Source organism: Actinoallomurus sp. CA-142502, from assembly GCF_050936355.1.
Classification (GTDB): Bacteria; Actinomycetota; Actinomycetes; order Streptosporangiales; family Streptosporangiaceae; genus Actinoallomurus; species Actinoallomurus iriomotensis.
Genome location: NZ_JBNJMY010000001.1, coordinates 179,604 through 205,539, shown reverse-complemented (window position 1 = coordinate 205,539; position 25,936 = coordinate 179,604). Strand labels below are relative to the sequence as shown.

Genomic DNA, 25,936 nt, shown 5'->3' with positions numbered 1-25,936 from the left:
CGTTAGTCGGCAGTGGTTGAGTGTCCCGGTGATTGACCGAGCAGTCTCCGCGTCGAGGGAGCGGTCGGGGTGCCTGACTCGTCGCGCTCGACGTCCGGTTCCGCAACGTCCTTCCAGCCACCGTCGAATCCGAAGTAGTCGATCCGGCTGGCAGGGTTCTGGACACGGTAGATCTTGAAATCGTCGTCTTGTGCGTTCTCGACGACGTAGAGCCAGAACAGGTCTCCATCCTCGACCGCCTGCTGATGCTGACGGCGCGACAGCATGACGCCAGCGGTGGACCACTGGCCGCCCGTCGACTTGATCTCGATCCGCCTGGCGAGCTCGCCCCGCTTGTCGTATGACGCGACATCGAAGCCTGCGTTGCTGTGCGCCATCTCGCGGGGCTCACGGCCGCACTTGCGTTCATATTCCAGTACGCGCGCAACGCCGGCCATGTCGATCGGCGACAGGTCGGGAGCCTCGTCACCAACGGCCCCGCGATCGCCCTCATCCTCATCGGTCTCTACGACGTATGAGCGCAGGCGAGTCTGTCGCCCGGTTCGGACATCCGATCCACCGCCGTTGCGCATTCGCGCGCCCTGTCTCTTGCCATCGCCGACGCCAGCGCCCAGACCACCGCCGACCGTTTCTGCGCGGCGGCGGCTCTCTCCTCCGTCGTCAGGAGCCTCCTCTCTGCCTGGCTCCATGGCTTCACCGTCGCTGCTTCCAACGACGTTGCCCTCGTCGTTGGAATCCGCCGGCGTATCGTCCAAGTGTTCGGCCGCGGTGGCTTCGTCACCCACGTCTGCAGCGGGGCTCCATGAGGCTTCGTGCTCGGTCGTGTCGAGTTTTGCGATACCGAAGTCATCGAGCGCGCGGTGTGCCTCGTCGGGTGAGGTCGCACTCAGGATTGGCTCAAGCCGCATGGCGAGTGGCCCAGGGTCGTCGTCGGGCGCGATGGCCCGGGCAATTTCTCGCGCGAGTGCTCGATCCGATGCCCCATCCGCGTACACGAGATGGTCCTCGTCAGGTAGGTATATCGCGTCGGCGCCTTCCGGACCGATCTCATACGGATGGCCGAAGAGCTCGGCGCGATAGGAAACCTGGAGCCGGGTTGCGCGCAGGATCGTGAGTTCTTGTAGCTCATCTAGGACCTGCTCGTCGTCAAACACCCGCCGGAGGGCACTGAGACGGCCTGCGATCCTGCTTGGGAGCTTGGTGTCGACCTGGGGATCGACGTCAACGAGCTTGGCCTTGATGAGTTCCTCAACCCGCCGCACTCCGGCTTCGGTAAGGGCCGGCCAGGTGCCATGAACACGAGGGATCACGTTGTGAGCGAGCTGCGGGAAGCGCTTGTGAAGCGCTCGGCTGTCCTCGAAGAACAATCCGTCCGGCCGCTCCAAGAGTCTGCGTGGATCAAGGGTTGAGCGGATGCGCCCTAGAGCAGGGAGAACACTGCTGGCCTCGGGATGCTCCAGGAGCTCGGACAGCCGGCTCCAGCAGCCGTGGATGGCCTCCGCTCCGTCCTGGTCCACCCAGTCTGTGCCGTACTCGGCAAGGATCGACCGCAGTACCGCCGCGATCTCGGTCGGTCCGGGTTCCTGCTTCACGCCGACTACATCGAAGAATGGCTTGTACGGAAGCCACTCCTCGGGAAGCGTCGTGGCCCACCTGCCGAAGGGCGACTGCTGCCAGAATGCGGTTGCCGGTATCACAAAGCGTCCTCGGCCGACGTGTACGCACGGCGTCCCTCGCAGTTGCTTCACGGCTTGTTGATCTGCGTTGTTGCTCAGCACCCGATAGACGTCTGGGTGCATCTCGCTGCCGATGGTTGCACAATGTTTCAGGTGAGCCACGACCGTCGCGACCGGCGGAGCCGGCGGCATGCCGAGCCAGGTCAGTTGCGCGAAATAGCGGTTTTGGAGGTCCGGGGCTAGTCCGAATTCGTTGCCCTGCATGCCGTACAACTGGCGGGCGTTGGTGGGTAGCACCTCGCTGGGCTTCGCTCTTCCGCCGCGCTTGAGTGGAAGCCATCGTTGTGCGGTCAGGAACTCGGGTGGGCTCTTCGGCAGGTCAGCACGTGCCTGGAGCGTCCGCAACACCGCCTCGACGACGGAGGCGTCCGGATCTTCGTCTGCGATGGCAAGACTTTCGGCCGCCACGGCGAGGGCGTGATCGGAGGGTGCTCTCCGCACACCGAGCCAGTCCAGGACAGCGGGAGCTACGCCGACGCTGAGTGCGACGGGCAGCTGGGGCGCCAGCGTCGATATTTCCCGGGATGGCAGGTGTACCTCCGGCGCCGGGTGTAGCCGCTCGTCGGTGCAGGGCACGAGTGCGACTGATGCAAGGCTCTCCCGGAGCCCGGAGAGCTCCTCCTGGTGAACGGCGATTAGCTTGAGGAGCTCGGTGGCCTGGCTGATGGAGATTCGCCGCGACTCTGCCGCTGGGAGAGCATGGACGCGGATGTAGTCGACAATGTTGAGCGGCCGCGCGCCAAGCGTGCTCAGAAGTTTGTGATAGTCGAGCGCCGCAGCTTCGGCTACCAGGCTCGCGACCCCAATCGGGTCCCGGAAGTCGTTCGGAAGCGACAACTTCGTCAAGGGCTCAAACCCAGAGGCGGTCGGGAAGATCGGAAGCTCGGCGATCTTCCGACATGTTGTGGCGTCAGTGATCCCCGCCATGTTTCGGTTCAGCCATTCGAGCAGATCGTCAGCAAGTACGCCGAGCGCTTCGGTGCCTACCTCCAGCAGAATGCGCGCGGCAGACGCTATGTCTAGGAGCGAACATGCCTCCCGGAGCCCCGGGCAGTGCGTCTCGATCGTCTCCACATCCGCAATCAGCAGATCGTCGTCCAAGACCTCGAACAGGGTGCCGTCGTCCTCCGATGCTGGCCACACGACCTGAGATGGCGGCGCGAACATGCCATTGCGGCAAGGAACGATCGCCACATCCCCGATGCCATCGACGTTGGCAACCTTTCCCGGTAGACGTTTGAGCGCGTCGAGAAGCTGGATCAGATCATCGCGGCCGAGCGGGCCGGCTGACGGGTCGAATGCCTCGGTGATGCCTTTCAAGTGGAGTTGATCGACGACATTCCGGCTGGTCAGCAGGCGTATTCCAAACGCCGTATATACGGTGTTCGTGTGTAGGCGCCGGTGCAGGTGCGGCGCAACTATCGGCAGGCCAATCTTAGCCAGCGCCTCGGCAGACTCGTAGAGCTCTGAGTCTGCCGGAAGTAGCGCGTCCGTCGGCAGCGCATATGTGCCGTCGATCGTGTCGACGACGGGAAGGCTCGGGACAACCTGGCGCAAGGCACTGAGATACGTCACAGCGTGGTTCGGTTGGTCGATGCTCGCTCCACGATCCAGATCCGTGATCCCGCCTAGGAACTCCCAGAACGCTGGCACGCCAAGCCGCTCCGCGATGCTGCCTGCTTCCTCCGCTATGCCTCGTGCGGCCGCAGAGATTGCTGCGCGGTTCCATTCCGAGTGGTACCCGGAGGACTCGAAGCGGACTGCCTTCCGGTCAGTGCTGGGAAAGAAGGCGGCATTGACGTTGGCGGGTAGTCCACTGGGAGTCTGGGTCGGCAGCGTCGCGTAGAGCACACCGGACTTGATGCTCTGATCGACCGGCACGGCGATGGTGACCGTCGTGGGTCGCTCCGGATTGATGAGGCCATCTGCACGGTCTACCAACAGGCGAGCATCCGTCTGGAAGTCCGACTGGAGGGTGAGCCACCGCGTGCTGGAGGCCGCATCGCGGACGACCAACCCGCCCTTGACATCTTCGCGCTCGACGCAGGACCTGCCCCGCGAGGTTTCGAGTTCAATGCGGGTCACGTGCTGCAGAAACAGCACCGTGGCGTGAGCGTCCTCAAAGAGCGCTGTCTCAAGTTCCGCGATCGTGTCGTCACTTACCGGCGGGACTTCGAGTTTCTCCCGAAGTCGACTGGCGACGCGGGCCCACGGCAGAACGAATGTTGTTCCTGGCCCTCCATGCCTTCTGGTGCACTGCCCGTCGCATGATCGGAGGCGTTGGTCCTGCTGGGCAGTTTCATCAAGAATCCAGTGCTCATCGCCGTACAGAAGCTCAGGAGCATCCGTGATCTGGTAGACCGAGGTAAAGCCCACCCCGAAAGCTCCAGTTGTAGATACGTCGGCCGCCTTGGTGCGGCCGGCGAACCGGCGGAAGGCGTGAAGGTCACATCGCCTTGACCACGGGCAGTTGTCGCCGTCCTCTCCGCAGTCGGTGAAGGTGCCGTCATTCCAGACCGTGAGCGCCTCGTCGGTCACCGTGAATCTGATGGTGGTGGCGTTGCCAGCGTCGTCGGCGTTCTGGGTGAGCTCATGAGGGATAGTCGTCGCCCCACCAAGGTCTCGCAGCGTCGTCGCTAGCGCGTCGAGATAGTCGGAGGACTTGGAAAGTGTCCGGCGCATCTGCCTGCTCACGACAGGCGTAGCTGGTCGTCGAGCGGGACGGTCATGAGGGGGAGCGTCATAATCAATAGCTCGTCAGCGGATCGTTTTCCTGCGCGGCCGGCTGCCGTGTGGCGGGTAGTTACCAGAGGCTTGCTGATTCGCCAGCGGCGTACACCGAGCACCTCGCGGTCGACCTCCGATGGGGTCATGCGGTTGCACGCACACAGCCACGTGCTTTGTGTGAGCATCGGTAGTCGTCGTAGCTGAGCAGCCACCTGAGTTGCCCCTCCGTTCGCAGGTAGTCAGCGGGGCTAAGGTGGAGTATGTCATCGCTGGGTCGGCAGGCACCCAGTCCGTCACCCCGTAACCGCACAGCGGGTCGAATGAGGTTCGGTAGACGACTGACGACTTCTCGACGAATGACCGGTCCAGGTATGCGACCACCCGAGGCGGTAGAGGCTGTGGGTAGTGCTCGGGGACGTCATCGAGGGTCTGGCGCCAATCCTTGCGCCGGACGTCTACGAGGCGTCCGAAGTCATAGAGATGGCCGATGTATCGGAGTCGCTCGGTGATCGCGTCGGGATTCCAGCGGCAGCCGATCGGGTAATCACTGGTCTCGGTACGTCCGCCGACGATTCCTCTCACCGTTGCCTCCCTCCATCGGCCGCACAGTAGCCCCGCGCATCCGCCCCAGTGGCTTCGATCCTGGGTTGTTCGAGACGCTACACGTGGCCACGGACAGATAGTGTCGGCCACAAAGGGGCTGGCGTGTAGATCTCGCTGAGATGTCCTTGAATCCTCCGTGGCGGGAAGTTCGAACGGATTGGTGAACTAGCCGGGTAGCCAGACTGGCCTAGCGTAACCGGATAGTGCGTGTCACCGGTACGACGTAGCGAAGTGGATCTCGAACCACTTCGCGGTCGAGCAAACGGTTGATCGCCCGCGCCAAAGTTTCCGGCACGCGACTCGTCGCTAGCCTTCATGAACGGCCCAAGCTATCGGTCGAATAAACGCCCAGGGCGCGTCCTCACCCCCGGGAAGGAGACCATCGAGTAGAACAGACAACAGGGCCAGGACCTGGGGAATTACTTGAGCACCATCATTGGGAAATTACGTGGCGTTCGACACGGGTTTCCCCTGCCAAGACATCAGCCACGCCGGCCGGGCGCCGGGATCAGGGAGGGAACCCGCAGTGGGCTGTGGCTTATCATCGCCGAAGCCCTTCGGCTACTACGACCCGGACTCGTGGTTCTGAAGAACGTGGCCGCCCTGCGAACACGCGGACTCGCCACTGTTTTTGGGGGACCTGGCCGCGCTCGGGTACGAAACGACATGGACGTGCGTACGTGCCGTCGACGTAGGAGCCTCGCACCGCCGCGACCGCATGTTCATCGCTGCTGCCCACCCGCAAGCCCACGAATCACGCGGCCGGCCCTGTGCCCAGCGCCGCGGACAGCAAGGGCGCCAGGTGAACCTGTGCGATGTGGCGTGTGCCGACCTGCTGCCCACGCCGACGCCTGCAACGCCAACGATGGCGAGACGTTGATCTCCTGCCTGGGCTGCAGGGGCCGGCAGCAGCCCAGCTGCGCTATGCCGATCAGTATTGCCGTACGATTCCTGCCAGCCCCTCGCGCCAGCGACGCGACCAAAGGCAGCTCGAACCAGCACGGCTCCGAAGGCGACCTCACCCTGCCCTCAGCGGCACTCAACCTGCCGCACTGGCGACCTCCGTCGAATGGGGCGTGTACGAGCCGGCGATCCGCAGATGGGAAGCGATCGTCGGCCGCCCCGCGCCCCAACCCACCGAAACCGGCACCACCGGAACAGGCGCGCCTGAGCGCACGGTTCGTCGAATGGATGATGTGCCTGGCCGCTGGTCGGGTCACCGGCCTCCCCTTCACCCGCACCGCCCAGATGCGCCTGCTCGGCAACGGCGTCGTACCTCTACAGGCCATCACCGCCCTCCGCGAGCTCGATGGCAACCTGCCTGCTGACACGCCCGGCTCCGCTGGATGCCTCTCGTGACCGCGCGATCCGGAATCGAGCGCCGCACGCCAGTCGCGGGAGCTTCGTCCGAACGTCGCGCGAAGATCACGCTGCTGTTGAGCAGCGGCGATGCGAAAGACTTCGGCAGGCGGCACCGCAAGGCGGCAAGAGGCGGAAATGCTAGCTATTCGTTCGCGTCTTTCGACTGTCCACAGGTTGTGGATAAACAGGGATGGAATCGCAGCCGTTGCCGGGCGGCTGTCGCTTCTGAAGCTGGCCCTGGTGGGGTCGTATGACTCCCGGGCCGCAAAAGGGCTGCTCAGGGGCTCCCGAATCGGGTTCAGCTCCGTACGGTGACGGGAACGGCACGGACGCGCTGCCTCGGGAGGCTGGCGTCACTGGGCTGAGCGAGTCCGCTGTCAGCGAGAACGACGGCAGCGATCAAGCGCTGACGGTTCGTGCAGAGTTCGTCGCGGTGGGCGGAAGCGAGGGCGAGGCGTTAGAAGCCCGTCAACTCGCGGTGATACGGGAGATTCTTTTATGGCAACATCGGCAAACCGCCCCACCGGTATTGGGAGAGTAACCCGACCTGCCGAGGCCGCCGACGTGGTTCTGCCCTGGAGGCGAGGCGACGAGAGCTCGGATCCGCTTGAGGGGGTGGCTGACGCCGGGCTACCGGTGCCAGTGGCCTGGCTGGGCCGTACGTCCACCGAAGATCAGCAAGACCCATCGCTCTCCCTCCCCCGGCAACTGCGCAAGTCGCGGCAAGCGCTCCCTGACGGATACGTCATCGTCGCCCACTTCTACGACGTGGAGTCGGGCCGCAAAGAACTGGGGGATCGTGGGTACAGCCGAGCCCATGAGCAGTTCGACATCGCGATCCCGCGCGACGGCGGCATCCAGGATCTCCTCGCGGAAGCTGGTCGGCCAGACCGGCGTTTCGTTGCCGTCATCTGCGAGTCGATCGACCGGGTGGCGCGCCGCACCTACTTCGGCACGAAGATCGAATACGAGCTCGAGCAGAACGGCGTGCTGCTCCTGGCGGCCAACGAGCCGATCGCTCCGGCTGCCGGAGGCGGTCAGCGGTCCCGGAAGCGAGCCGGCCCGATCCTCACCCGGAGGATCAACCAGGCCATCGCCGAGTGGTGCGTCGTTCAGATGCTCGAACTGTCTTGGGACGGCTTCTGCGAGCACACCGAGCAGGGTTGGAACATCGGCCGCCCTCCATACGGCTACCTGGCTGAAAAGCGTCCGCATCCTGTGCCGGCGAGGCGGGCGGAGGGCAAGACCAAGACCCGTCTGGTCCTTGACCCGGCCAAAGGGCCGACGGTGACCCTGATCTTCCAGCTGCGGGCTCTGCAACGGCTCGGCTATGACGAGATCGCCGATCGACTGAACACCGATCTCACGCGGCACCTGCCTCCCGAACCCGTCGATCCGCGGCGTGCGGTCGGCCGATGGACGGGTTCCGCAGTCCGCGGCATTCTGGCGAATCCGAAGTACACCGGCCACATGGTCTGGAATCGCCGAGCGAGCAAGAAGGGTGGTCGTTGCAATCCGCCCAGCGAGTGGGTCTGGTCGCCACGCCCCACCCATGAGCCTTTGGTCACCGAGGAACTGTTCAAAGCCGCCTCACCGGTGGCCAAGTACCGGCAGGGCTCCCGCACGGGCGCCGGAATTAATCACCACCCACAGGCGAAGCGCTCTTACCGGCTGCGTTCCTATGTCACCTGTGACCTCTGCGGCCGCCGTATGTTCGGGAAGACCAGACACGCCATCGCCTATCTCGCGTGCGAGCCCCAGCGGCAACATCACAAGGGACGCGCCGACTGGTTCGGCGATCACCCCAAGAGCCTGTGGGTACGCGAAGAGATTCTCTTGGAGGCCGTTCGAAGCTTCTTCACCCAGCGAATGTTCGCCCCGGACCGTCGGCGGCACCTTCGTGCCCCGCTTCAGCGTTCCGCCAAAGATCAACGCAACGACAGCGCGACCGACCGGCACAAGCAACTCACTCGTGAACTCGCAGGACTCCAACGCCGCAAGGAAAACCTCATCGACCAACTGGAGAACTTCGAAGCCACCGCCGACGCCGACGCCGACCGGGAGTACCGGCAATCCATCCAACGACGCTTCGCCGAGCTCACCACTGAACGGCGCACCAAGCAGTCCGAACTCGACCAGATCAACATCGATGCACCAACAGCTGGAGATGCCGCCGACCTACTCGATCAGATCTCTCGGTTGCGGGTCGATTTGACCGAACTCCCGGAAGGCCTCGAACGCAAGCTTTACGACGCCTTCCACCTGAAGGTCCTGTACAACCGGACTCGCCACGAAGCGACCATCCAGGTGATGATCCGGGAAGACACGATCACGATGTCCGCGAAGGCGACACAGGGCAGGTGAGATGCAGGAGAGGCCGCGCCGAACCATGAACGTTCACCGGGTGTGATGACACGCCCTTCGAGGTCAGCGACACCGTGGTGATCGGGTCCCCGCGCTACCCGCTTGCCGGCGGCCTCTGATCCCAGCGCTGCGGGTCGAAGTCGTAGGTGTCCAGGTCGCCAAGGCCAGCAGTGCCTACAGCACAGTCGGTGAGCGAAGTCATCATCGCGACAGCATCCGCATCTTGATTGGTATCGGCGCTTGCAACCTGGATTTCGGTGATTTCCTTCCTTGCGGCGCCTCACGCCGAGTGCGATCCTTCGGACAGCGGAGGTGAGGGGTAGCGATGACTCAGGGATGGTCGGTTGACTCCGGCGCGACGTTCGTACGACGCCTCGGGAAGTCTGCGGCCGAGTTAGGCAATACGAGTCAGGGCAAGACCTGCCCCGACGTGTGGGAGCTGAGCAACGGCGACATCGCTATCGTCGGAACCGACGTGACTGAGGCTTTCGCCGACCGTCTGCCGGATGATGTATCTGTCGGAGCTCACGAGCGGCTGGTTGTGATCCCACGGAACATGGTCATTGCGGCCAAACCAGAACTTCCCGATGATTGATCTCATACCTGACATATCGGGGCCCGAGCTGGATTTGGCCTCTTACTCAGACGCCTTTGATGAGGCATACAAGCAGATCGTCTTCTGGAAGCTGGAACGGCGGCAGATCTTCCGGGAGCCCGGCATGCCGAGCTGGGAGGCGTTCGCTGCGGGCGACTGGGACCGCGCGCTGGAACTCAACGAGCGCGAACGCGACACGGTGCGCGCGAAGGTCGCCGAAGACGAGAGCCTCGGAGTGGAGTCGCGGCGACTCCGTGTGGTGGAGCATCCGGTCACGCCGTATCTCCAGTGGGAGATGCAGTACTTCCGGCTCCTGGCCGAAGCCGGCGAGGACCTGCGAGTCATCGATGCATCCAGTGTCCGGTATCTGGAAGCCGATCGCCTACTGCCAGAGATCGTGATCCTCGGGGACCGGGTCCTCTTCGAGGTGCTGTATGACGTGGAGGGAACGGCGTACGGTGCTCGACGGATCGATGATCCACAGGTGATCACGGAGGCTGGCAGGGAGGTGGCCGACCTGTACGCTGCTGCCGAGCCGTTGCTCGATTACTTCGCGAGAGAAATAGCTCCACTTCCTGCCCCCGCGCTCTGACGAGGGAAAGTTTGATATGCGGCGCGGCGCGCCGGGTTCGAGCAGGGTCTCGCTGATCGTTATCCTGCTGCTCATCGTGGTGCTGAGCGTTGGTCTCATCGGCGCTTCGCCGCTTGCGCTCGATGTCTTCCATGGCTCGACGAGTCATTGGAATCGCCTGAGCGCGATCGGCCAGACGTACGGTGCTGCATCGGCCATCCTGTCAGTGCTGGCCGTCATAGGCGTCGCCGTGACTCTGGCTCTCCAGGCACGCGACTCCAGAGCTCTCCGGCTTCAGGCGATCCGTGAATCGCACATCCGCCTGTTGGAGATGGCGATGAACGACCCTGAACTCAACAAGGTCTGGGGCCCATCGGGACTGTCGGATCCATTCATCCAGCAGCGTCAAAGCATGTATGCGAATATGATCCTTTCCCAGTGGGAGATGTCCTACGCGACGCGTACGCTGACAGACGACCACCTCAAGCTGCTGGCCACTGAATTCCTCTCTGGCACCATCGGAAGAGACTTCTGGTCCCTTGCGCGTCAGGCGCGCCTTGATACGTCAGAGACCAAACTTAATCGGCGCTTTCACGAGATCATTGACGATCAATACCAGCGTTTGCTCCCAACTCCAGCCATACCGCCGCCCGAGCCGGAAGAACCTTCACGCGGCGCAGACCGCCGTCAGCGAGGTACGCTCGCCATCGGCGCAGCGATCGTCGGCCTTGGTGTGGTGATCCGATTCATCCGGCGCGGTAAGAGGCCTTGAAGAGCTCGGCCTGTTTGGCTTCGCCCGACAGTGATTTCGGATGGGGCGAATTCGCTGAACGCTGGGGGCTGACCCTGCCAGACGCGTTGGCCTACATGGTCAGCAGCGGACGGCGAGCGGCGTTCATTCGTCGGAGGTCTTGTGTGATGTGAAGTCGACGGAAGTAAGCATTCTGTGGCCTTCACTCCACTGCAGTCTGCCCTCATACTGCAGCCGTCCCACGACGATTCCAGGGGCGATCTGTGCGAACTTGGCAAATGCTTCGATGTTGCGGAACGGTTTGGGGTGCTCGCTGAGTCGGCGGTACTGCTCGGCGTAGGCGGGAGGTATAAGGGTGTCGGCGGCGAACCTATTGGCCTCCTCCTCTTCGGCGGAGACACCGCTTTGAGCGGCGGGATTCTCATCGAGAAAGGTTAGACGCTTTCCGTGTAGAACGATGTGTCCGACTTCGTGGAAGAAGGCAAACCAGAACTGGTCGATTTTTTTGAATCTGTCGCTGAGGGCGAGCATGACCTTGTCCGTAGCCAGCCAGCGGGTGGCGCCTGACAGAAAAGTTCTTGGCATGGCCGGCTCAAAGACCACGGCGACGCCCGCTTGGGCGCATATTCTTGGTAGTTCAGCGAGCCAGTGTGCTGGTTCGGTCAGGGTGAGAGCCCGTATCTTTGGGATAAGAGCGATAAGTTTTCCTCGGCTGTATGGATCGCACTTAATCTCGCGAGCGGAGCGCAGGGCCAGCTGGAGCCAGACCGCGGTGGCATAGTCGTCGGGGACCTTGGTTGTCGAGCGGCGGAATGCAACCTTGTAGCTTCCCCATACATTCTCGGCGGCCTCTGGTGTACCAACCTCCAGGAATTCCAAAAGCAGGCGTAGATTGTCGACCGTCTTCGCCCGATTGGGGATGATGCGGCGTGCTACCAGTTCACGCAGGGAGAAGTTGTCCAGCCACGACAACCTCTCCTGAAGCGCTGCAGCATCCTGGCGACGTTGTTCCTGGGTGCGCCAGCTCGCCTCCAAGGCGTTCCACACGTCGGCGGGAACGTCCAAGACGCGTTCCAGCAGAATCGCGGTCTCGGGGGTGAGGACAGCAGCACCCAAAGCGATCTGATTAATATGCTTAATTGATAGGCCGGTTCGCCGCGCGAGGTCGGCCTGGCTGATGCCTAGGAAGTCCAGGTTCTCCTTCAGGGTCTCCCCGGGCGGCTTCGCGTTCCGTACCTCGTAGGTGATCTGGTCGGCGCCGGCGCTCATCGCGTCGTCTCCCCTCGGTGTGGGCCGGGCGGTGGATGCCGCAGGGGGATGTGCCTCGGGTGTTCTACCCATCATGCGACGGCCACCTCGGTCACGAGAAGCTCCGTGACTTTCTGTTCGTCCAAACTCCCGTCAAGGAGTAACGGGACGAGGCCGCTGCGGAGCTGAACCCGCAGGTCTGCTCCCTCCCCGAGGGCGACGAGCAGCCCGCCCTCCTGCGCCGGGTCGGAACGCAGCCGTGCGGCCGGAATTCGCCGGAGCATGGCCAGGTGCGTGGCGGCCACCATCTCGCCGAGCCGCCGGTGCAGCACCGACGCCAGTGCTCGCCCATAAGTGCGCTCGCTCGTGGCCTCGTCCGCGCACCTACGCGCGAGGTCGGTGCTGCAGAAGAAGACCTTCAACCGCCCACCTCAGCCGTCGCATGCCCACCTACCGGAATGCATCGTATAGAGCCTCGGTCCTTCAAATCGCATGAACCTACGAGTTCCATGCTAGCCTCTGGCTCGTTGGGTAGATCAGATGCACCTGCTGGGTTCATGAGATCACTTAAACGCTGGCAGCAAGGCCGTAGATGATCTTGTTGGGTGCCATCGCCGCTCGTGTGTATGGCGCGAATCCACCTTGGGTGTGTGACGGGGAGAGGGGAAACATGGCGGGGGTCGAGCCAGGCGTGCAGGGGAGGAGCGACGCTGGGCACAGCCACAGCGTCGAGATCATCAAGGAAGTGGCGGCGTTGGGCTATGACCCGGTTCCGTGGAAGCCCGACGTGCCCTGCGCTGGCTCCTTCGAGCGCGTCGACCAGTGCCCCGGGCGGGGCACCTTCATCAGCGGTCAGTGGGTGGAGGACGGAGAGGCCGGATGAAGATCCATGAGTGCGTGCTGGCGGAGGAGGTGGTGGGCGCCGACTCGGCGGAGCGCGGGTTGTGGGAGGCCATCATCGTGTCGGGCGACATCAAGGAGCGGCTGCGTAACCAGGCTCTGTTGTCTTTGACAGTGCGGCCGGTCGTGTCGTTCGCAGTGACGGCGCTGCATGGGCTGTGCACGCTGTACGGGCCGCCCGGCACGGGCAAGACCACCCTGGCCCGGGGTCTGGCGGCGCAGATCGCCGCCTATGTCGCGGGCGGCAAGGTCCGGCGGATCGAGATCGACCCGCACGGGCTGATGAGCCCGGAGCACGGGGTATCACAGCAGCGCGTCAGCGAGCTGCTGACCGAGTACGTGCCGGCGTTGGCATCGGACGGCATTCCGACCGTGGTGGTCCTCGACGAGGTGGAGTCGATGGCGGTCGCCAGGTCGGCGGCCTCGCTGGCCGCCAACCCGGCCGACGTACACCGCGCCACCGACGCGGTGCTCACGGCGCTGGACTTCAACGCCGACAGGTATCCGCACCTGTTCTTCGTCGCGACTAGCAACTTCACCACCGCGCTGGACGAGGCATTCCTGTCGCGATCGGACGCCGCGATCTTCGTCCCGCTGCCGCAGGCCACAGCGCTACGGGAGATTCTGGCGTCCACGCTGCTGTCCCTGGCCGGCACGTATCCGGGGCTGCGGGCGCTAGCCGAGGCGCCGGGACTGGACGGTCTCGCCCAGGCCGCCATGGGCCTGGACGGTCGACGGACCCGCAAAGTGGTGTTCGAGGCCTTGGCCCAGCGGCTGGACACCGTCCTTGACCCCAGCGTGCTCACCGAGCAGGACCTCTCCGCGGCGATCCGCAACGCGGTCAGCGGCACGGACGGTGACACCACGCATGTGGAGGCCGCCAATGCTGCGCACTAGGGAGGTGGCGGCCGCGCCAGTGCGCAGCGCGAGCGCGACCTGGGCAGTGATCGCGACGCTGGTCGCCGACACTGTCGAGCGTTCCTCGTCTCTGACCCGCGCGGAGGCCGAACAGGCCATGGATGCGGCCGCGCCGGTCGGGCGGATGCTGGTGGCCGGAGGCCATTTGGACCGCCGCCCGGTCACCCTGATCACCGGAATGGTGTACTGCCAGATCAGCACCGTGTCCGGCACGGCGGCCCTGACGCTGCAGGAGAACCTCAACCCGGTCCCCGGAGCGGCGGGAGCGAAGGACTTCACGGTCTACCTGCCCTCCCCCAGCCCGCTGGAGGGCCTGGTCGAGGCCGCCGCCGACGGTCATCCCCGCCTGTCCGCGGCCTCGCCGCGGAAGGTGCCGCAGCCGACGCAGGCCGCCGCCGGCTCCGGCTCGCTGATCGACCAGGACGCGCTGCGAAGGGCCGCAGGGCGATGACCACCACCCACACCTACAGCTACACCCGCACCCATACCGCCACGCACCTGACCGACGTCATCCTTGGCGCGATCGCCGACATTCTGTCCGACCTCGGCATCGGCACCAGCCGGCTGACCAACGACTGGGTGCAGAACGAGAACGCGCTCAAGGCGTGGATCGAAGAAGGCTCACTCGACATGGTCGTGCTGGAATGCCACCAGCCCTCCGGCATCGTGGCACCGGTGCTGGAGTTCCCGGTCTCCTACACCGCATCCGGCTCCGGTGATGCGGAGTTCACCGCGTCCCGCGCGCGCATGGCCCGCTTCCGCACCAAGCTCGACCACGTCCCTGCGGGCACCACGTACCGGCTCTTCTGCAGCTTCAACGGCCCCCGTACCCCCCAGCCGGGGTGGGGCCCGGGGCTGCGAGCCAGTACCGACGGACTGCGTGGCATCACCTTCGGCACGCTCGGCTCGGCGCCGCACGCCTCGGCCGGCATGCGCTACCTGCACACCTAGGAACAAGGACCGGTATGGGCTACATCGACGACGCCTTCACCAAGCTCAAGAACAACCTGGAGATCACCAAGACGGAACAGGATCTGGCCAAGGCACGGCACGCGGCCATCCGCGACTTCGTAAAAGTGCATTGGGATCTGACCGACGACTTCCTGACCGGCAGCTACCGCCGCGACACCAAGACCAAGAAGCTCAAGGACATCGACATCTTCATCGTCATCGACGTCGACGGCCCGCAGGGAAAATTCCGGGACCAGTCGCCGATCCAGGTGATCGACGCTCTGGAGACACTGCTGCACCGCAAGTGGGACGGCGCCCACCGCGACGGCATGGCGGTCGTCATTCCCTACGGCCCCGACGACGAGGTCATGTCGATCGACGTGGTGCCCGCCTTCGAACGCGAGGGTGAGGGTTACTTCATCCCCAACCCCTCGGCGGGCAACTGGCTGGCGACCAATCCCAAGCGGCACCACGAGCTCAGCATCGCCAAGAACGAGGAGTGCGGCGGCAAGTACGTGCCGCTCGTCAAGATGATTAAGGGGATCAACCGAGAGTTGGGTGAGCCAGTCTCGCCGTCGTTTCTGCTCGAGGTCATGGCGCAGCAGCTGATCAAGCCACCGTTCGGCCGTTATCAGGACGAGATCGTGCTGTTCTTGGCCACCGCCGCCGAGCGTATCTTCGATGTCTGGCCCGATCCTGCGGGCCTAGGCGGCGACGTCAACGCGGTCATGAACGCCACGCAGAAGCGGCTCGCCGCCGACGCCCTCAACCAGGCCCGGGTCATCGCCGAACGCGCGGTTGACCTGGCAGACGAGGACCAGGAGCACGCCTCCTACGAGCAGTGGAAGAAGTTGTTCGGCGGCCGGATGACCCGGCCATGACCACCCCCGGTACCCCCTCGTACGCCGCTGCCCACGGCGGCGTACACGGTGTGCCCGCACGCCCCATCCACGAGCGGCAACTCGATGACGAGATGCTGCGCTTGCAGCGTGCCGCGTCGGCAAGCCATCAGCGGGGGCAGTTCATCGAGGCCATCCGGGTCGGAGCGGCCGCCGTCCTCGCCGCCGCCGGCGTCCTGGCTACCCTGCTCGGTCACGGGCGGCCCTGGGTGTCCATCGCCGGGTTCGTGTGGTTCTTGATCTCCGCCTTCCTGCTCAAGCGTATGGCGGCGGCCACTGCACGCCAGGGCGCGCTGCTTCAGGAGATGTTCGACACCACGCTGTTCCTGCTGCCCTGGCGTTCCACTGTGGCGGGCGACCCCGTACCCGACCCCGACATCCACCGACTCGACCGGAAGCTACAACGCGGCTCGGCCAAGGACCAGCGCATCACCGACGGCTGGTACGACTCCACAGCCGATGTCCACCACCCGTACGACGTGCTCATCGCCCAGGAACAGAACCTGGCCTGGGACACCCGGCTGCGCCGCCGCTATAGCTACGTGGTCGCAGCCGCCGCGGTCACATGGACCGCCTGCGGCCTGGCAGCAGGTTTGGCGATCGCGGATACGACTCTGCCCGACACGCTGCTCAGCTTCTTCGTTCCTTCGCTGGCCGCCTACCAGATCGCCATCGAGATATGGGCCGGCCAACAGCGCCTCGCGGACGAACGCGAACGCCTCGCCAAGACCGTCAACACCGAACTGCACAACGCACGGCCCGGCCCAATCCCCGATCCCGAGTGGCAGCGCCTGCGCGACGTCGCTCGCGACGTCCAGGACGGCGTCCTCCGCACCCGCCTGGATCCCACCCGGGTACCCGAATGGTTCTACCGCCACTACCGCGACGGCGACGAACGCGACTTCGCTAACACTGCCGAAGGACACCGCCGCCGTCTCGCCCGGAACAGCTCAACATCCGCATAGCCGTAGCAGGCCCGGACGCCAGTGGAAGATGATCTTGCTTGGCGTGGAATCCAGGATGGACACGCCCCTGCGCCGCTGCTGGTCAAAGAGTTTCGTCGGTAGCCCACGCGAGACTGGGCCATCGTGGTCGCCCCCCTTCTGGGGGCTTCCCCGGTGGTCCGCGTCATTTCTCCCGGGGGGACGACCCCCCGGAGCCCCCCGAGGTGGGGGGCTTTCGCCCCCCACGCCCCCCGCGGGTTGTTGTCTGTGATTGCGGGTCGGTCTGGCTACCTCTGGTTGCGGGGCCGTCCGTAGATCTTTTGGGTGGCGGCCTGTGCGGCTCCAGGTGGCTCGCTGTTTTTATGGCGTAGGCCGTCGTAGAGGATCGTGGCGATGGTTGCCGCGTCGTCTTTCCAGCCGGTGGTGCGGATGCCGCAGACTCCGCCGAGGGCGCGTAGAACCAGCCGGCCGGTGATATCGGTGCGGATGACGCCTGCTGCGGCGCCTGCGAGGAGAAGTTCGTCCAGTGCCGTCGCCATCCTTTCGCGGGCCTCGCCGAAGACGGGCGAGTCGGTCGCCATGATGCTCTCCAGCGCCTCGCCCATGCCTCTGCCGACCGCCGCGTGTTCCACGAGCAGCAGCAAGAAGGTGCGCAGTGCCTCCTCGGGAGGTTGCCGGGCGAGCAGCCTGGCGGGAGTCGCGCAGAGCTCCACGACCTCTTGGCGGTAGACCTCGGCGATGAGGGCTTCACGGGTGTCGAAGTGGCGGTAGAGGGTGCCGATCGCCACGCCGGCCCGCCGGGCGATCTCGTCCACGTGAACGTCATCCTCGGCCAGGAGCGCTTCTCGTGCGGCGGCCGGCGGCTGCGCCCCACCGACGCCACCGACCTCGATTCCGCCGGCTCCCGTGTGTACGCCAGCCCAGCCGGTCATCCCTTCTGCCTGCGTACTACCTGAACCGAAACGGGTCGGCCGAGCCGCCACGCGGCCCCAGAGCCTGCACCGCGCCCGTCAACCGCACGTGCGGTCTCCGGCGGCATCGCCTTCAGACGCGTCGCGCCGCGACCAGCACGGGCCCGCCCGGCACCGTGGGGAATCGCCGTTCGTCCCGCAGGCCGTACGCGGTGAGAGTCTTTGTCATCCGGTCCGCGTCGTAGGCGTTGCCGCCGTTGGTATGGCATGCCAGCCGCCGGCCTCGCCGTGGTCCCCCGCAGCCGCCGTGGCTTGGCGCAGCGAACCAGGGGGCCGCGGTGGGCCGTGACCGCTCAGGGGACCCGGGCGACGCCGACGTGGAAGCCGCTGCGCTCGGGTGCCGGCGCCGGGTCCTCCCGGTACCACTCGGTGGCGAACACCAGTCCCGGTGCGACGAGCTCCAGTCCCTCGAAGAAGGGTTCGACCTCACTGCGGCTACGCAACCGCAGCGGGATCGCGCCCTTCTCGTATGCGGCCTCGATCTTCCCCTTCCACTCCGGGTGCTGGTCGGCCGTCCCGTGCGAGAGGAGCAGGAAGCTGCCCGGAGAAAGTGCTTCCACGAGGGTGCGCACGATGCCGTACGGGTCCTCGTCGTCGGTCAGGAAGTGCAGGAGGGCGATCAGAGACAGGGCGATGGGGCGTTCGAAGTCGAGCTGTGCACCGGCGAGTTCCAGGATGGCCGCGGGCTGCCGCACATCCGCGTGGAGGAAGTCGGTGACACCCTCCGGGGTGCTGGTCAGCAGCGCTTCCGCGTGAGGCAGGACGCTCGGGTCGTTGTCCGCGTAGAGGATCCGGGCGTCGGGCGCGATCGCCTGCACGATCTGGTGCATGTTGGGCTCGGTGGGGATGCCGGAGCCGATGTCGAGGAATTGGTCGACGCCGTTCTTCGCCAGCCAGGCGGCGGCGCGGTGCATGAACGCCCGGTTCCGTGTCGCGTTGCCGCGCGTTTCCTCGGGCAGCGCCTGGCCGACCTTCTGGTCGACGGGGTAGTTGTCCCTGCCGCCCAGCAACCAGTCGTAGACACGTGCGGGGTGGGGCTTGCCGGTGTCGATGCCGGGGCGGGATACGCCGGCGGTCATTGGACATTCCTTCCTACGCGGAACCTCGGGCGCGAGTCCCACGCGTGCACTGTGGCTGAGGATCGCCTGCACGGGTTGACCGGATCGGCTTGTTGCCTTCACCGTCTTGGTCATAGGGCAGGCGTGCAGGGAAGCGGTGTGCCGACGAACATGGAGTCCGGGTCCACCGCGGACTTGATGGCGAGCAGGCGTTCGGTGTTCGGCCCGTAGGAGTGGGCGACCTGATCCGGGGTCTCTGGGCCGAGGAAGTTCACGTATCCGCCCGGCAGCGAGAACGGCTCGAGCGCCGCATGCAACCGCTCGACCCAGCGTAGATGCCGGGCCCCGCCCTCACCGGCGCTGTCGTCGCCCTTCTCCCACAACGAGATCAGCTCCGCCATCTGGTGGGGCTCGCGTCGGCCGAAGGCCGTCGAGTCGAGCGGTACCCGGGCGGCGGCCCCATGGAACTGGTGCAGCAGGATCGCGGAGAACGGTGAGGTGAACGCATGGGCCCCCTGCACCAGAACATCGGTAATGGAGGCAGAAATGCCGGATATGTTGCGGGAACGAATTGCGCCCATCCGCCCGACCGGGAACATGGCATCCGTCGCAGCCAGCCCGGCGGAACGAGTAGTCCGCCCGATGTCGACCAGCAATGGCATGCCCAGCCGGGTCAGCGCGTGCACCGGCCCGTTCTCGGTAGCTCCCTCGTCCAGGTCTCCCGACCATGTGGGCGCGACGTAGACCGCAGGGGCTCCGTCCGCGCTGGGAAGAAGACCCACGTCCACCGTCAACTCGTCCGGACCGCCTTGGAGGATCTCGCCGAGATCGCCAAGAACGCGAGAAGCCTGCGATATCGGGTAGAAGATGGTTCCGGTCACGACGGTCGGCACGGGGTGCAGACGAATCCGCGCCGACGTCACGACACCGAAATTGCCGCCCCCGCCACGCAACGCCCAGAACAGGTCAGGCTCGTGTTCGGCGTCAGTGTCCACTCGGGAGCCGTCGGCGAGGACGACCTCGGCGCCGAGCAGATTGTCGGCCGCGAGCCCGAACCGCCCGGTCAGCGGGCCGTATCCGCCGCCCAGCGTGATCCCGACCATGCCCACGGCGCCAGCCGTCCCGGTGACGGCGGTCAGGCCCACCCGCTCGGCGGCGGCCACGACGTCGGACGAGAGCGCGCCACCTTCCACCGTCGCGACTCGCCGGTCGGCGTCGACACGGACTCCGCGCATGTCGGCCAGATCGATGACCAGTCCCCCGGGGCGAAGCGCCCGCCCCCAGAAATCGTGTCCGCCACCGCGTACCGACACCGGCACGCCGTGCTCGCCGGCCGCCCGTACAGCGGCCTGCACGTCGGCCGCGGTCGCACACCGCACGACCACGGCGGGACGGATGTCGGCTGCCCCGTTGAACAGCGTCACGGACCTCTCATACTCCGGACCACCGGTGAGCACGCGGCTTGAGCTGATCGTGGACCGCAGATCTGCCAACAGCGCGGCGTTCACTTCATCACTGCGATCGACGTCGGGACGAGACGGCATGGACACTCCTGCCACAGGTCAAGGGGGTTGTTCGAACGAACGACAACGCGGCGAGGCGTCGTGTCATATTTCGCGTGTATGTATCGCTCACTACACATAACTCAGTTCACGTGGGCGGCGCATACGGAGTGCACCGCCCCCGTGAGCGCCTGGCGGTGAAGGGCGTCCAGCCGTTCCAGCGCCGCGCCCGAACCGGCGGCCACGGCGAGTTGCACAGTGCATGCCGTCGGCTCGGCGCGCAATCGGACCGTGGCCTTCAACTCGCGGAGCAGGTCCGCGGTCAACTGGTCGAGCCGCGTGCGGATCTGTCCTAGGTCGGGACGGGTCGTCGGGGCTTCTTCGGGGTGTGCGGCCCAGCGTGTGAACAATCCTTTTTGTACGACCTTGCTCGCGGTGATCTGGTCCTGGAAGAAGGCCGTTGCCGAAACCGGATCGAGCCCGAGGTCGCCGGCCTGGTTTCGCACCTGCTCCAGAACCTGCTGCTCGCGCGCGGGATCGTCGATCGGTGAGCCGGTGCCGAACTTGGACGCTGCCACGTCATCGCTCACGCGGAGCCGCTGGATGATGAGGTCGGTCAATGGGCCGAGCCTGCCGAGCGACCTGCCCGGCTGGAGGGCGCCGGTCGAGGATTCGGCGTTCGCCGGTGCACCTGCGGCGTCGGCTTGGGGAACGCTCACTCTGGTCACGCCGACCACCAGTGCGGTGACCGCGAGGCCGCGTGCCACGGTCCTGCTCGACTTCAACTGTCAGCCCTCCTTCGCGGCGCGGCTGAGGCGGATGGCCGAGATCAAAAAGAAGACGCCTCCGGGGATGGCGTAGCCGGCCGCGTTGGTCAGCGTCGGGTTCTCCGCGGAGGCGCCGATGATGAACGAGCTACCGGCGAGCACGGAGATCGCTCCGCTGATGATCATCGGCCACTGGCCGCCCATGGTGCGACGGGTGATGCCCACGATCAGTTGGACCAGCCCGGCGACGACCGCCCAGGCGCCCCACACTCTCAGGACCGCCGGAATACCGGACGCGCAGGCGATGGCCACGCCGACGGCGGTGAGCAGGCTGACCACGATGTTCACATACAGCAGCACGGGCGATCCGGTGGTACGCGACGCGCGGGCGTCGACGATGGCGGCGGCCACGTCGAACAGCGGGTACAGCACGAGCAGAGTGACCGCGAGCGGACCCAGTTTCGAGGCGGTCGTGAACATCACGAGGGCCCAGAGGATGGCGAATCCGAAGCGGACGAAGTACAGCCGCCGCAGGGTGTAAGCGGTCCCGGCGATGCTGCTCGAAGCGATTGTGGTCACAGTGGCCCTTTCAACGGTGGTGTGGCGCAGGGAAGCACGTTCAGCGGGTAAAGAACGAACGTTCTGTCTGGACGAGCATGGCAACTCTGCCATGCACTGTCAAGACAGAACGTTCTACTCCAATAAACGTAGAAGGTAGAACGTTCTGTCTTGACGTCTCGGAGGAGCCGTGCCATCGTTGGCCGCGATAGAACGTTCGGTCTCGTCAGTCTCGGATCCGGTGGTTCAAGCATCTGGTCGAGGAGGCCGGCGGCGGGCGTTCGCTGACCCGCATAGCCCTTGTCCGCTGATTGTTCGAAAGGATCGTCGTGACCGCCGTTGCCTCATCCATCCCCCGCGGGATCGCGCCGGCTCTACGCCGCCTGTATCTCGTTCGGTTCGGGTTCGCCATCGTCTGGGCCCTCCTGCTGTTCGCCACCAAGTCGGACCTCGGGCCGGTCGGCGCCACCCTGCTCGTCGTGTATCCCCTGTTCGACGTGGCCGCGGCAGTCGTGGACACTCGTTCGTCCCGCACCACCGGGCCGGCGCGCGGGCTGTACGTGAACATCGCGATCAGCCTGCTCGCCGCCATCGGGGTGGCCGTCGCCTGCGCGTCCGGTGTGCCGGCCGTCCTGCGCGTGTGGGGCGCCTGGGCGATCGTCTCCGGGCTCGTGCAGCTGATCGTGGGCGCCGCGCGCCGCACGATGGGCGGCCAGTGGCCGATGATCCTCAGCGGTGGCATCTCCGTGCTCGCCGGCGCTTCGTTCGTCACGTCGGCCTCCGCGGCGAACCCGTCGCTGGCCAACATCGCCGGCTACGCGGTGCTGGGGGGCATCTTCTTCCTCATCTCGGCGCTGCGCCTCGGCCGCGCCGCCAAGGAGCGCTGACATGGACACCACGACGTACGACGTCATCGTCATCGGCGCGGGTCCGGTCGGGGAGAACATCGCCGACCGGGTGGCGCAGGGCGGCCTCAGAGCCGCGATCGTCGAGCGGGAACTGGTCGGCGGCGAATGCTCCTACTGGGCCTGCATGCCGACCAAGGCGCTGCTGCGGAGCGCGGCCGCGCTCCGGGCGGCCCGGCACGTGCCCGGCGCCCGTGAGGCGGTGACGGGTGACCTGGACACGGCGGCCGTGCTCCGTCGTCGCGACTCCTTCGCCTCGAACTGGAAGGACGACGGGCAGGTGTCCTGGCTCAGCCAGGCGGGGATCTCGCTGTACCGCGGGCAGGGGCGGATCAGCTCCACCCGGGTCGTCGAGGTGACCGGCGAGGACGGCGCGACCACCTCGCTGACCGCACGGCACGCGGTCGTGATCGCGACTGGAAGCGGCGCGCTGGTCCCGGACATCGCCGGTCTGCGCGAGGCGGCACCGTGGACCAGCCGGGAGGCGGCTGCCGCGAGTGCGGTTCCCGGCCGGCTCGCCATCATCGGCGGTGGCGTGGTGGCGTCGGAGATGGCGACCGCGTTCGCCGGTCTCGGGGCTTCGGTGACGATGCTGGCCCGCGACGGTGTGCTGCCGCTCGCGGAGCCGTTCGCCGGCGAGCGGGTCGTCGAGTCGTTGCGGGACGCCGGTGTGTCGGTACGCCTCGGTGCTGAGGCCGGATCCGTGAAGCGCGACGACGACGGAACCGTGTCCGTCGCTCTCACCGACGGTGAGCAGATCGAAGCCGACGAACTCCTCGTCGCGATCGGCCGTACGCCGAACACCCAGGACATCGGTCTTGACCACATCGGTCTGACGCCGGGCGCCTGGCTCACGGTCGACGACACGTTGCGCGTCCTCGGGGACGACGGGGCGCCGATCGGTGACGGTTGGCTGTATGCCGCCGGTGACGTCAACCGGCGCGTGCTGCTGACGCACCAGGGCAAGTACCAGGCCCGCGCCGCGGGCGACGTCATCGTGGCACGCGCGAAGGGCGAAGCGGTCGAGGACGGCCGATGGGGCCGGCATGCGGCAACGGCCGACGAACGTGCGGTGCCACAGGTGGTCTTCACCGAACCGGAGATCGCGTCCGTGGGACTGACCGCGGCCGCGGCCGCGGCCGCCGGACTGCGGATCCGGGTCGTCGACCACGACCTGGGCGCCGTCGCCGGATCCGCCCTGCACGCCGACGGGTACCGGGGGCACGCGCGCATGGTCGTCGACGAGGACCGGAAGGTGATCGTCGGGTTCACGCTCGCCGGTCCCGACGTCGCGGAACTGCTGCACGCGGCGACGATCGCGGTCGTCGGGGAGGTTCCGCTGGACCGGCTCTGGCATGCGGTTCCGGCGTTCCCCACCGTCAGCGAGGTGTGGCTCCGGCTGCTGGAAGCCTACGGCCGCTGACCGCTCGGCAGAGATCCGCCCCGTCGCGATGGCGGCGGGACGAGACGACAGCACTACAACTTCCCGAAAGGTTCGATCTGCCATGCGTTTTCGCTTGTTCCGCGGTGCCGCGATCGTCGGTGTTACCGCACTCGGCCTGCTCACGGCGACCTTGTCGGCCGTGGCGGCGACTCCTGGCAAGCCGGATGACGGCCCGAAGCCGACCGTCGTACTCGTTCACGGAGCGTGGGCGGACTCCTCGAGCTGGGACCCGGTCATCGAGCGGCTGACCCGCGACGGTTATCCCGTGCGGGCCATCGCCGATCCGCTGCAGGGCCTGACCAGTGACACCGCCTACGTCAGCAGCTACCTGTCCACGATCGACGGTCCCAAGGTGCTGGTCGGCCATTCCTACGGTGGCGCCGTCATCACCAACGCCGCGACCTCCGTCCCCGACGTCAAGTCCCTGGTCTACATCGCCGCGTTCATCCCCGCCAAGGGCGAGACCATCGGTGAGCTCGCCGCCAAGTCGACCCCGGCGCTGCCGCTGGTCTCCACTGAGGTTCCCGGCGGCACGGAGGTCACCATCGACCCGGCGCGGTTCCGCACCGCCTTCGCCGGTGACCTCGACAAGGCCACCGCCACGGACCTCGCCGTCACCCAGCGGCCCGCCAACACCAGGGCCGTCACCGATTCGAGCGTCGATGAGGGCTTTCGCAGCATTCCCTCCTGGGCCCTCATCACCCGTCAGGACCACGCCATCAGCCCCGACGTGCAGCGCTTCATGACCGCCCGGGCCCACTCGCGCACCACTGAGGTGGATGCCTCCCACGCGGTCATGCTCAGCCGTCCCGACGCCGTCACCAAGATCATCGAGCAAGCCGCGCGGTGACCTCTGCGTCCGGCGGCCGCCGCCCCGCCGGACGTCCGCGGGACATCTCGAACCAGAATGCGACCGGGCAAGGGGACCCATGACCGTCGAAGTCGACACCACCGCACAGGCCGGGACCGTGCCGATGACTCGCGCGCGGATCGGGCAGGCCGGCCTCGCGCTGCTCGGTCTCACCCGGCAGGACACGGCGTACGGGCAGCTCGCACTGGCCATGGGACCGCTCGGCATCGGGGACGGGCCGCGATGATCCCCGGCGAAACGATCGCGAACCTCGAACGCGAGGTCGCCGTTTTCGTGCGCCAAGAGGGCGCCGCGTCAGGACGGCTCGGCCGTGAGACCCACCCGGATCTCACGGCCGCCACCTACGGCCTGCTGGCTCACCTGGCCGACCGCGGGCGGCGCCGGCCCACTGAGATCGCCGAGCACATGGGCATAGCGTCTCCCGTTGTCTCGCGCCGGCTCCAGCTGCTGGAGACGCTCGGCCTCATAGAGCGGTTTCCCGTGCCGAACGACGGCCGGGCCTATCTGGTGGGCCTCACCGACGAGGGCCGCCACCGCGTTGCCGAGGTCCAGGACGTCCGCGGCAGGCGGCTGGGTGAGCTTCTCGAGTCGTGGCCGGAACGCGATGTCCGCACCTTCGCCGAACTCCTCGCGAAGTTCAACGGCAGTGCCGCCGGGCCGGCTCGGCACCGCGTGACGACGGGCGGTGACGTCCGTGGGTGACCGTTCTCCGGCGCGGTCGCGGCTGCTCGGCACGGCGAGCCGCCTGTTCTACACCGAGGGGCTTCACTCCGTCGGCATCGACCGCATCGTGGCCGAGGCGCAGGTGACTCGCGCGACTCTCTACCGGCACTTCCCGAGCAAGGACCACCTTGTCGTCGCCTATTTGAGAGAGGTCGACAAGGCCATTCGCGCCAAACTGGCCGAGACCGCCGCCCGGGAAGAGTCCTCGGCCGACGTCGTACGAGCCGTCGGTGAGTCGATCGCCGCCGATATCCGGGCTCCCGGGTTCCGCGGCTGCGCCTTTCTCAACGCCGCGGCCGAATACCCTGACCCCGCGCACCCCGTGCACCGAACCGTTCTCGTCCACCGCGAGTGGTTCCTCCGCACGATCACCGATCTGATGACGCACGCCGGGGCCACCGCACCCGATCCCGCCGCGAGGCACTTCGTCATGTTGCGGGACGGGGCGATGGCGGCGGGCTCCCTCGCCGACCCGGAGCCGATCTGCCGCACGCTTCTCCGCGGGGTCGAAGGTCTGCTGAAGTACCAGGATGCCCGCGTCGTCTAGCAGGCGGCGGGTCGCGGTCTG

25 protein-coding genes are annotated in these 25,936 nt (G+C 66.2%); 17 read left to right on the top strand and 8 right to left on the bottom strand.

Annotated features, from left to right (window positions below; all coding sequences use genetic code 11):
* Positions 1-2: 2 nt before the first annotated feature.
* Positions 3-4,430, bottom strand: coding sequence for a DUF3883 domain-containing protein (locus ACQEV1_RS01260; protein ID WP_433390216.1), 4,428 nt, complete (start codon positions 4,428-4,430; stop codon positions 3-5).
* Positions 4,431-5,697: 1,267 nt separating this feature from the next.
* Here ACQEV1_RS01260 and ACQEV1_RS01255 point away from each other — a divergent pair.
* From ACQEV1_RS01255 to ACQEV1_RS01235, 5 genes are all read left to right on the top strand, one after another.
* On the top strand, positions 5,698-5,946 hold the full coding sequence (locus ACQEV1_RS01255; protein WP_433390213.1) for a DNA cytosine methyltransferase: 249 nt from the start codon (positions 5,698-5,700) through the stop codon (positions 5,944-5,946).
* 1,097 nt (positions 5,947-7,043) lie between these two features.
* Entirely contained in the window at positions 7,044-8,792 is a 1,749-nt protein-coding gene (locus ACQEV1_RS01250; protein ID WP_433390211.1) for a recombinase family protein, read from the top strand.
* Between the two features lie 325 nt (positions 8,793-9,117).
* Complete coding sequence (locus ACQEV1_RS01245) at positions 9,118-9,387, top strand: hypothetical protein (protein WP_433390209.1); 270 nt, start codon at positions 9,118-9,120, stop codon at positions 9,385-9,387.
* The gene (locus ACQEV1_RS01240; RefSeq protein WP_433390207.1) at positions 9,380-9,979 is read left to right on the top strand and encodes a DUF6879 family protein; all 600 of its coding nucleotides are present in this window, start codon (positions 9,380-9,382) and stop codon (positions 9,977-9,979) included. Before ACQEV1_RS01245 ends, ACQEV1_RS01240 begins: the two co-directional genes overlap by 8 nt.
* A gap of 16 nt (positions 9,980-9,995) precedes the next feature.
* Positions 9,996-10,730, top strand: a complete 735-nt coding sequence (locus tag ACQEV1_RS01235) for a DUF6082 family protein (RefSeq protein WP_433390203.1) — start codon at positions 9,996-9,998, stop codon at positions 10,728-10,730.
* Positions 10,731-10,853: 123 nt separating this feature from the next.
* Here ACQEV1_RS01235 and ACQEV1_RS01230 read toward each other — a convergent pair whose 3' ends face one another.
* Both ACQEV1_RS01230 and ACQEV1_RS01225 read right to left on the bottom strand, forming a co-directional pair.
* Complete coding sequence (locus tag ACQEV1_RS01230) at positions 10,854-11,978, bottom strand: helix-turn-helix domain-containing protein (protein ID WP_433390201.1); 1,125 nt, start codon at positions 11,976-11,978, stop codon at positions 10,854-10,856.
* A gap of 71 nt (positions 11,979-12,049) precedes the next feature.
* Positions 12,050-12,379 (bottom strand): hypothetical protein, encoded by a 330-nt coding sequence (locus ACQEV1_RS01225; RefSeq protein WP_433390198.1) that lies wholly within the window; start codon positions 12,377-12,379, stop codon positions 12,050-12,052.
* Positions 12,380-12,627: 248 nt separating this feature from the next.
* Between ACQEV1_RS01225 and ACQEV1_RS01220 the strand changes: the two genes are divergently transcribed.
* From ACQEV1_RS01220 to ACQEV1_RS01195, 6 genes are read left to right on the top strand one after another with little or no spacing between them, the layout of a single operon-like run.
* Positions 12,628-12,840 (top strand): hypothetical protein, encoded by a 213-nt coding sequence (locus ACQEV1_RS01220; RefSeq protein ID WP_433390195.1) that lies wholly within the window; start codon positions 12,628-12,630, stop codon positions 12,838-12,840.
* Entirely contained in the window at positions 12,837-13,754 is a 918-nt protein-coding gene (locus ACQEV1_RS01215) for an AAA family ATPase (protein ID WP_433390192.1), read from the top strand. Before ACQEV1_RS01220 ends, ACQEV1_RS01215 begins: the two co-directional genes overlap by 4 nt.
* On the top strand, positions 13,741-14,226 hold the full coding sequence (locus tag ACQEV1_RS01210) for a hypothetical protein (RefSeq protein WP_433390190.1): 486 nt from the start codon (positions 13,741-13,743) through the stop codon (positions 14,224-14,226). Before ACQEV1_RS01215 ends, ACQEV1_RS01210 begins: the two co-directional genes overlap by 14 nt.
* Positions 14,223-14,726, top strand: a complete 504-nt coding sequence (locus ACQEV1_RS01205) for a hypothetical protein (RefSeq protein ID WP_433390187.1) — start codon at positions 14,223-14,225, stop codon at positions 14,724-14,726. The genes ACQEV1_RS01210 and ACQEV1_RS01205 overlap by 4 nt, the downstream gene beginning before the upstream one ends.
* A 14-nt stretch (positions 14,727-14,740) precedes the next feature.
* A complete protein-coding gene (locus ACQEV1_RS01200; RefSeq protein WP_433390184.1) occupies positions 14,741-15,607 on the top strand; it encodes a CBASS oligonucleotide cyclase in 867 nt (288 codons plus the stop codon).
* Entirely contained in the window at positions 15,604-16,590 is a 987-nt protein-coding gene (locus ACQEV1_RS01195; protein WP_433390181.1) for an S-4TM family putative pore-forming effector, read from the top strand. Before ACQEV1_RS01200 ends, ACQEV1_RS01195 begins: the two co-directional genes overlap by 4 nt.
* 266 nt (positions 16,591-16,856) lie before the next feature.
* Here ACQEV1_RS01195 and ACQEV1_RS01190 read toward each other — a convergent pair whose 3' ends face one another.
* The 5 genes from ACQEV1_RS01190 to ACQEV1_RS01170 all read right to left on the bottom strand — a co-directional run bounded on the left by ACQEV1_RS01190 (position 16,857) and on the right by ACQEV1_RS01170 (position 21,446).
* A complete protein-coding gene (locus ACQEV1_RS01190; protein WP_433390179.1) occupies positions 16,857-17,384 on the bottom strand; it encodes a TetR/AcrR family transcriptional regulator in 528 nt (175 codons plus the stop codon).
* A 449-nt stretch (positions 17,385-17,833) separates the two neighbouring features.
* Entirely contained in the window at positions 17,834-18,619 is a 786-nt protein-coding gene (locus tag ACQEV1_RS01185) for an SAM-dependent methyltransferase (RefSeq protein ID WP_433390176.1), read from the bottom strand.
* A 110-nt stretch (positions 18,620-18,729) separates the two neighbouring features.
* Positions 18,730-20,142, bottom strand: a complete 1,413-nt coding sequence (locus ACQEV1_RS01180; protein WP_433390173.1) for an FAD-binding oxidoreductase — start codon at positions 20,140-20,142, stop codon at positions 18,730-18,732.
* Positions 20,143-20,243: 101 nt separating this feature from the next.
* Positions 20,244-20,867 carry a chorismate mutase gene (locus tag ACQEV1_RS01175; RefSeq protein WP_433390170.1) on the bottom strand — a complete coding sequence of 208 codons (624 nt, stop codon included), beginning with the start codon at positions 20,865-20,867 and terminating at the stop codon, positions 20,244-20,246.
* A gap of 21 nt (positions 20,868-20,888) precedes the next feature.
* Positions 20,889-21,446, bottom strand: coding sequence for a hypothetical protein (locus ACQEV1_RS01170; RefSeq protein ID WP_433390167.1), 558 nt, complete (start codon positions 21,444-21,446; stop codon positions 20,889-20,891).
* Positions 21,447-21,754: 308 nt separating this feature from the next.
* Between ACQEV1_RS01170 and ACQEV1_RS01165 the strand changes: the two genes are divergently transcribed.
* From ACQEV1_RS01165 to ACQEV1_RS01140, 6 genes are all read left to right on the top strand, one after another.
* Positions 21,755-22,312: a hypothetical protein gene (locus ACQEV1_RS01165; RefSeq protein WP_285629083.1), complete on the top strand. Its 558-nt coding sequence runs from the start codon at positions 21,755-21,757 to the stop codon at positions 22,310-22,312.
* A 1-nt stretch (position 22,313) separates the two neighbouring features.
* Positions 22,314-23,753, top strand: a complete 1,440-nt coding sequence (locus ACQEV1_RS01160) for a dihydrolipoyl dehydrogenase family protein (RefSeq protein WP_285629085.1) — start codon at positions 22,314-22,316, stop codon at positions 23,751-23,753.
* Positions 23,754-23,835: 82 nt separating this feature from the next.
* Positions 23,836-24,624 (top strand): alpha/beta fold hydrolase, encoded by a 789-nt coding sequence (locus ACQEV1_RS01155; protein ID WP_433390162.1) that lies wholly within the window; start codon positions 23,836-23,838, stop codon positions 24,622-24,624.
* Between the two features lie 79 nt (positions 24,625-24,703).
* A complete protein-coding gene (locus ACQEV1_RS01150) occupies positions 24,704-24,871 on the top strand; it encodes a hypothetical protein (protein WP_433390159.1) in 168 nt (55 codons plus the stop codon).
* A complete protein-coding gene (locus tag ACQEV1_RS01145) occupies positions 24,868-25,347 on the top strand; it encodes a MarR family winged helix-turn-helix transcriptional regulator (RefSeq protein WP_285629090.1) in 480 nt (159 codons plus the stop codon). Before ACQEV1_RS01150 ends, ACQEV1_RS01145 begins: the two co-directional genes overlap by 4 nt.
* On the top strand, positions 25,340-25,915 hold the full coding sequence (locus tag ACQEV1_RS01140; RefSeq protein WP_433390155.1) for a TetR/AcrR family transcriptional regulator: 576 nt from the start codon (positions 25,340-25,342) through the stop codon (positions 25,913-25,915). Before ACQEV1_RS01145 ends, ACQEV1_RS01140 begins: the two co-directional genes overlap by 8 nt.
* Positions 25,916-25,936: the final 21 nt, after the last annotated feature.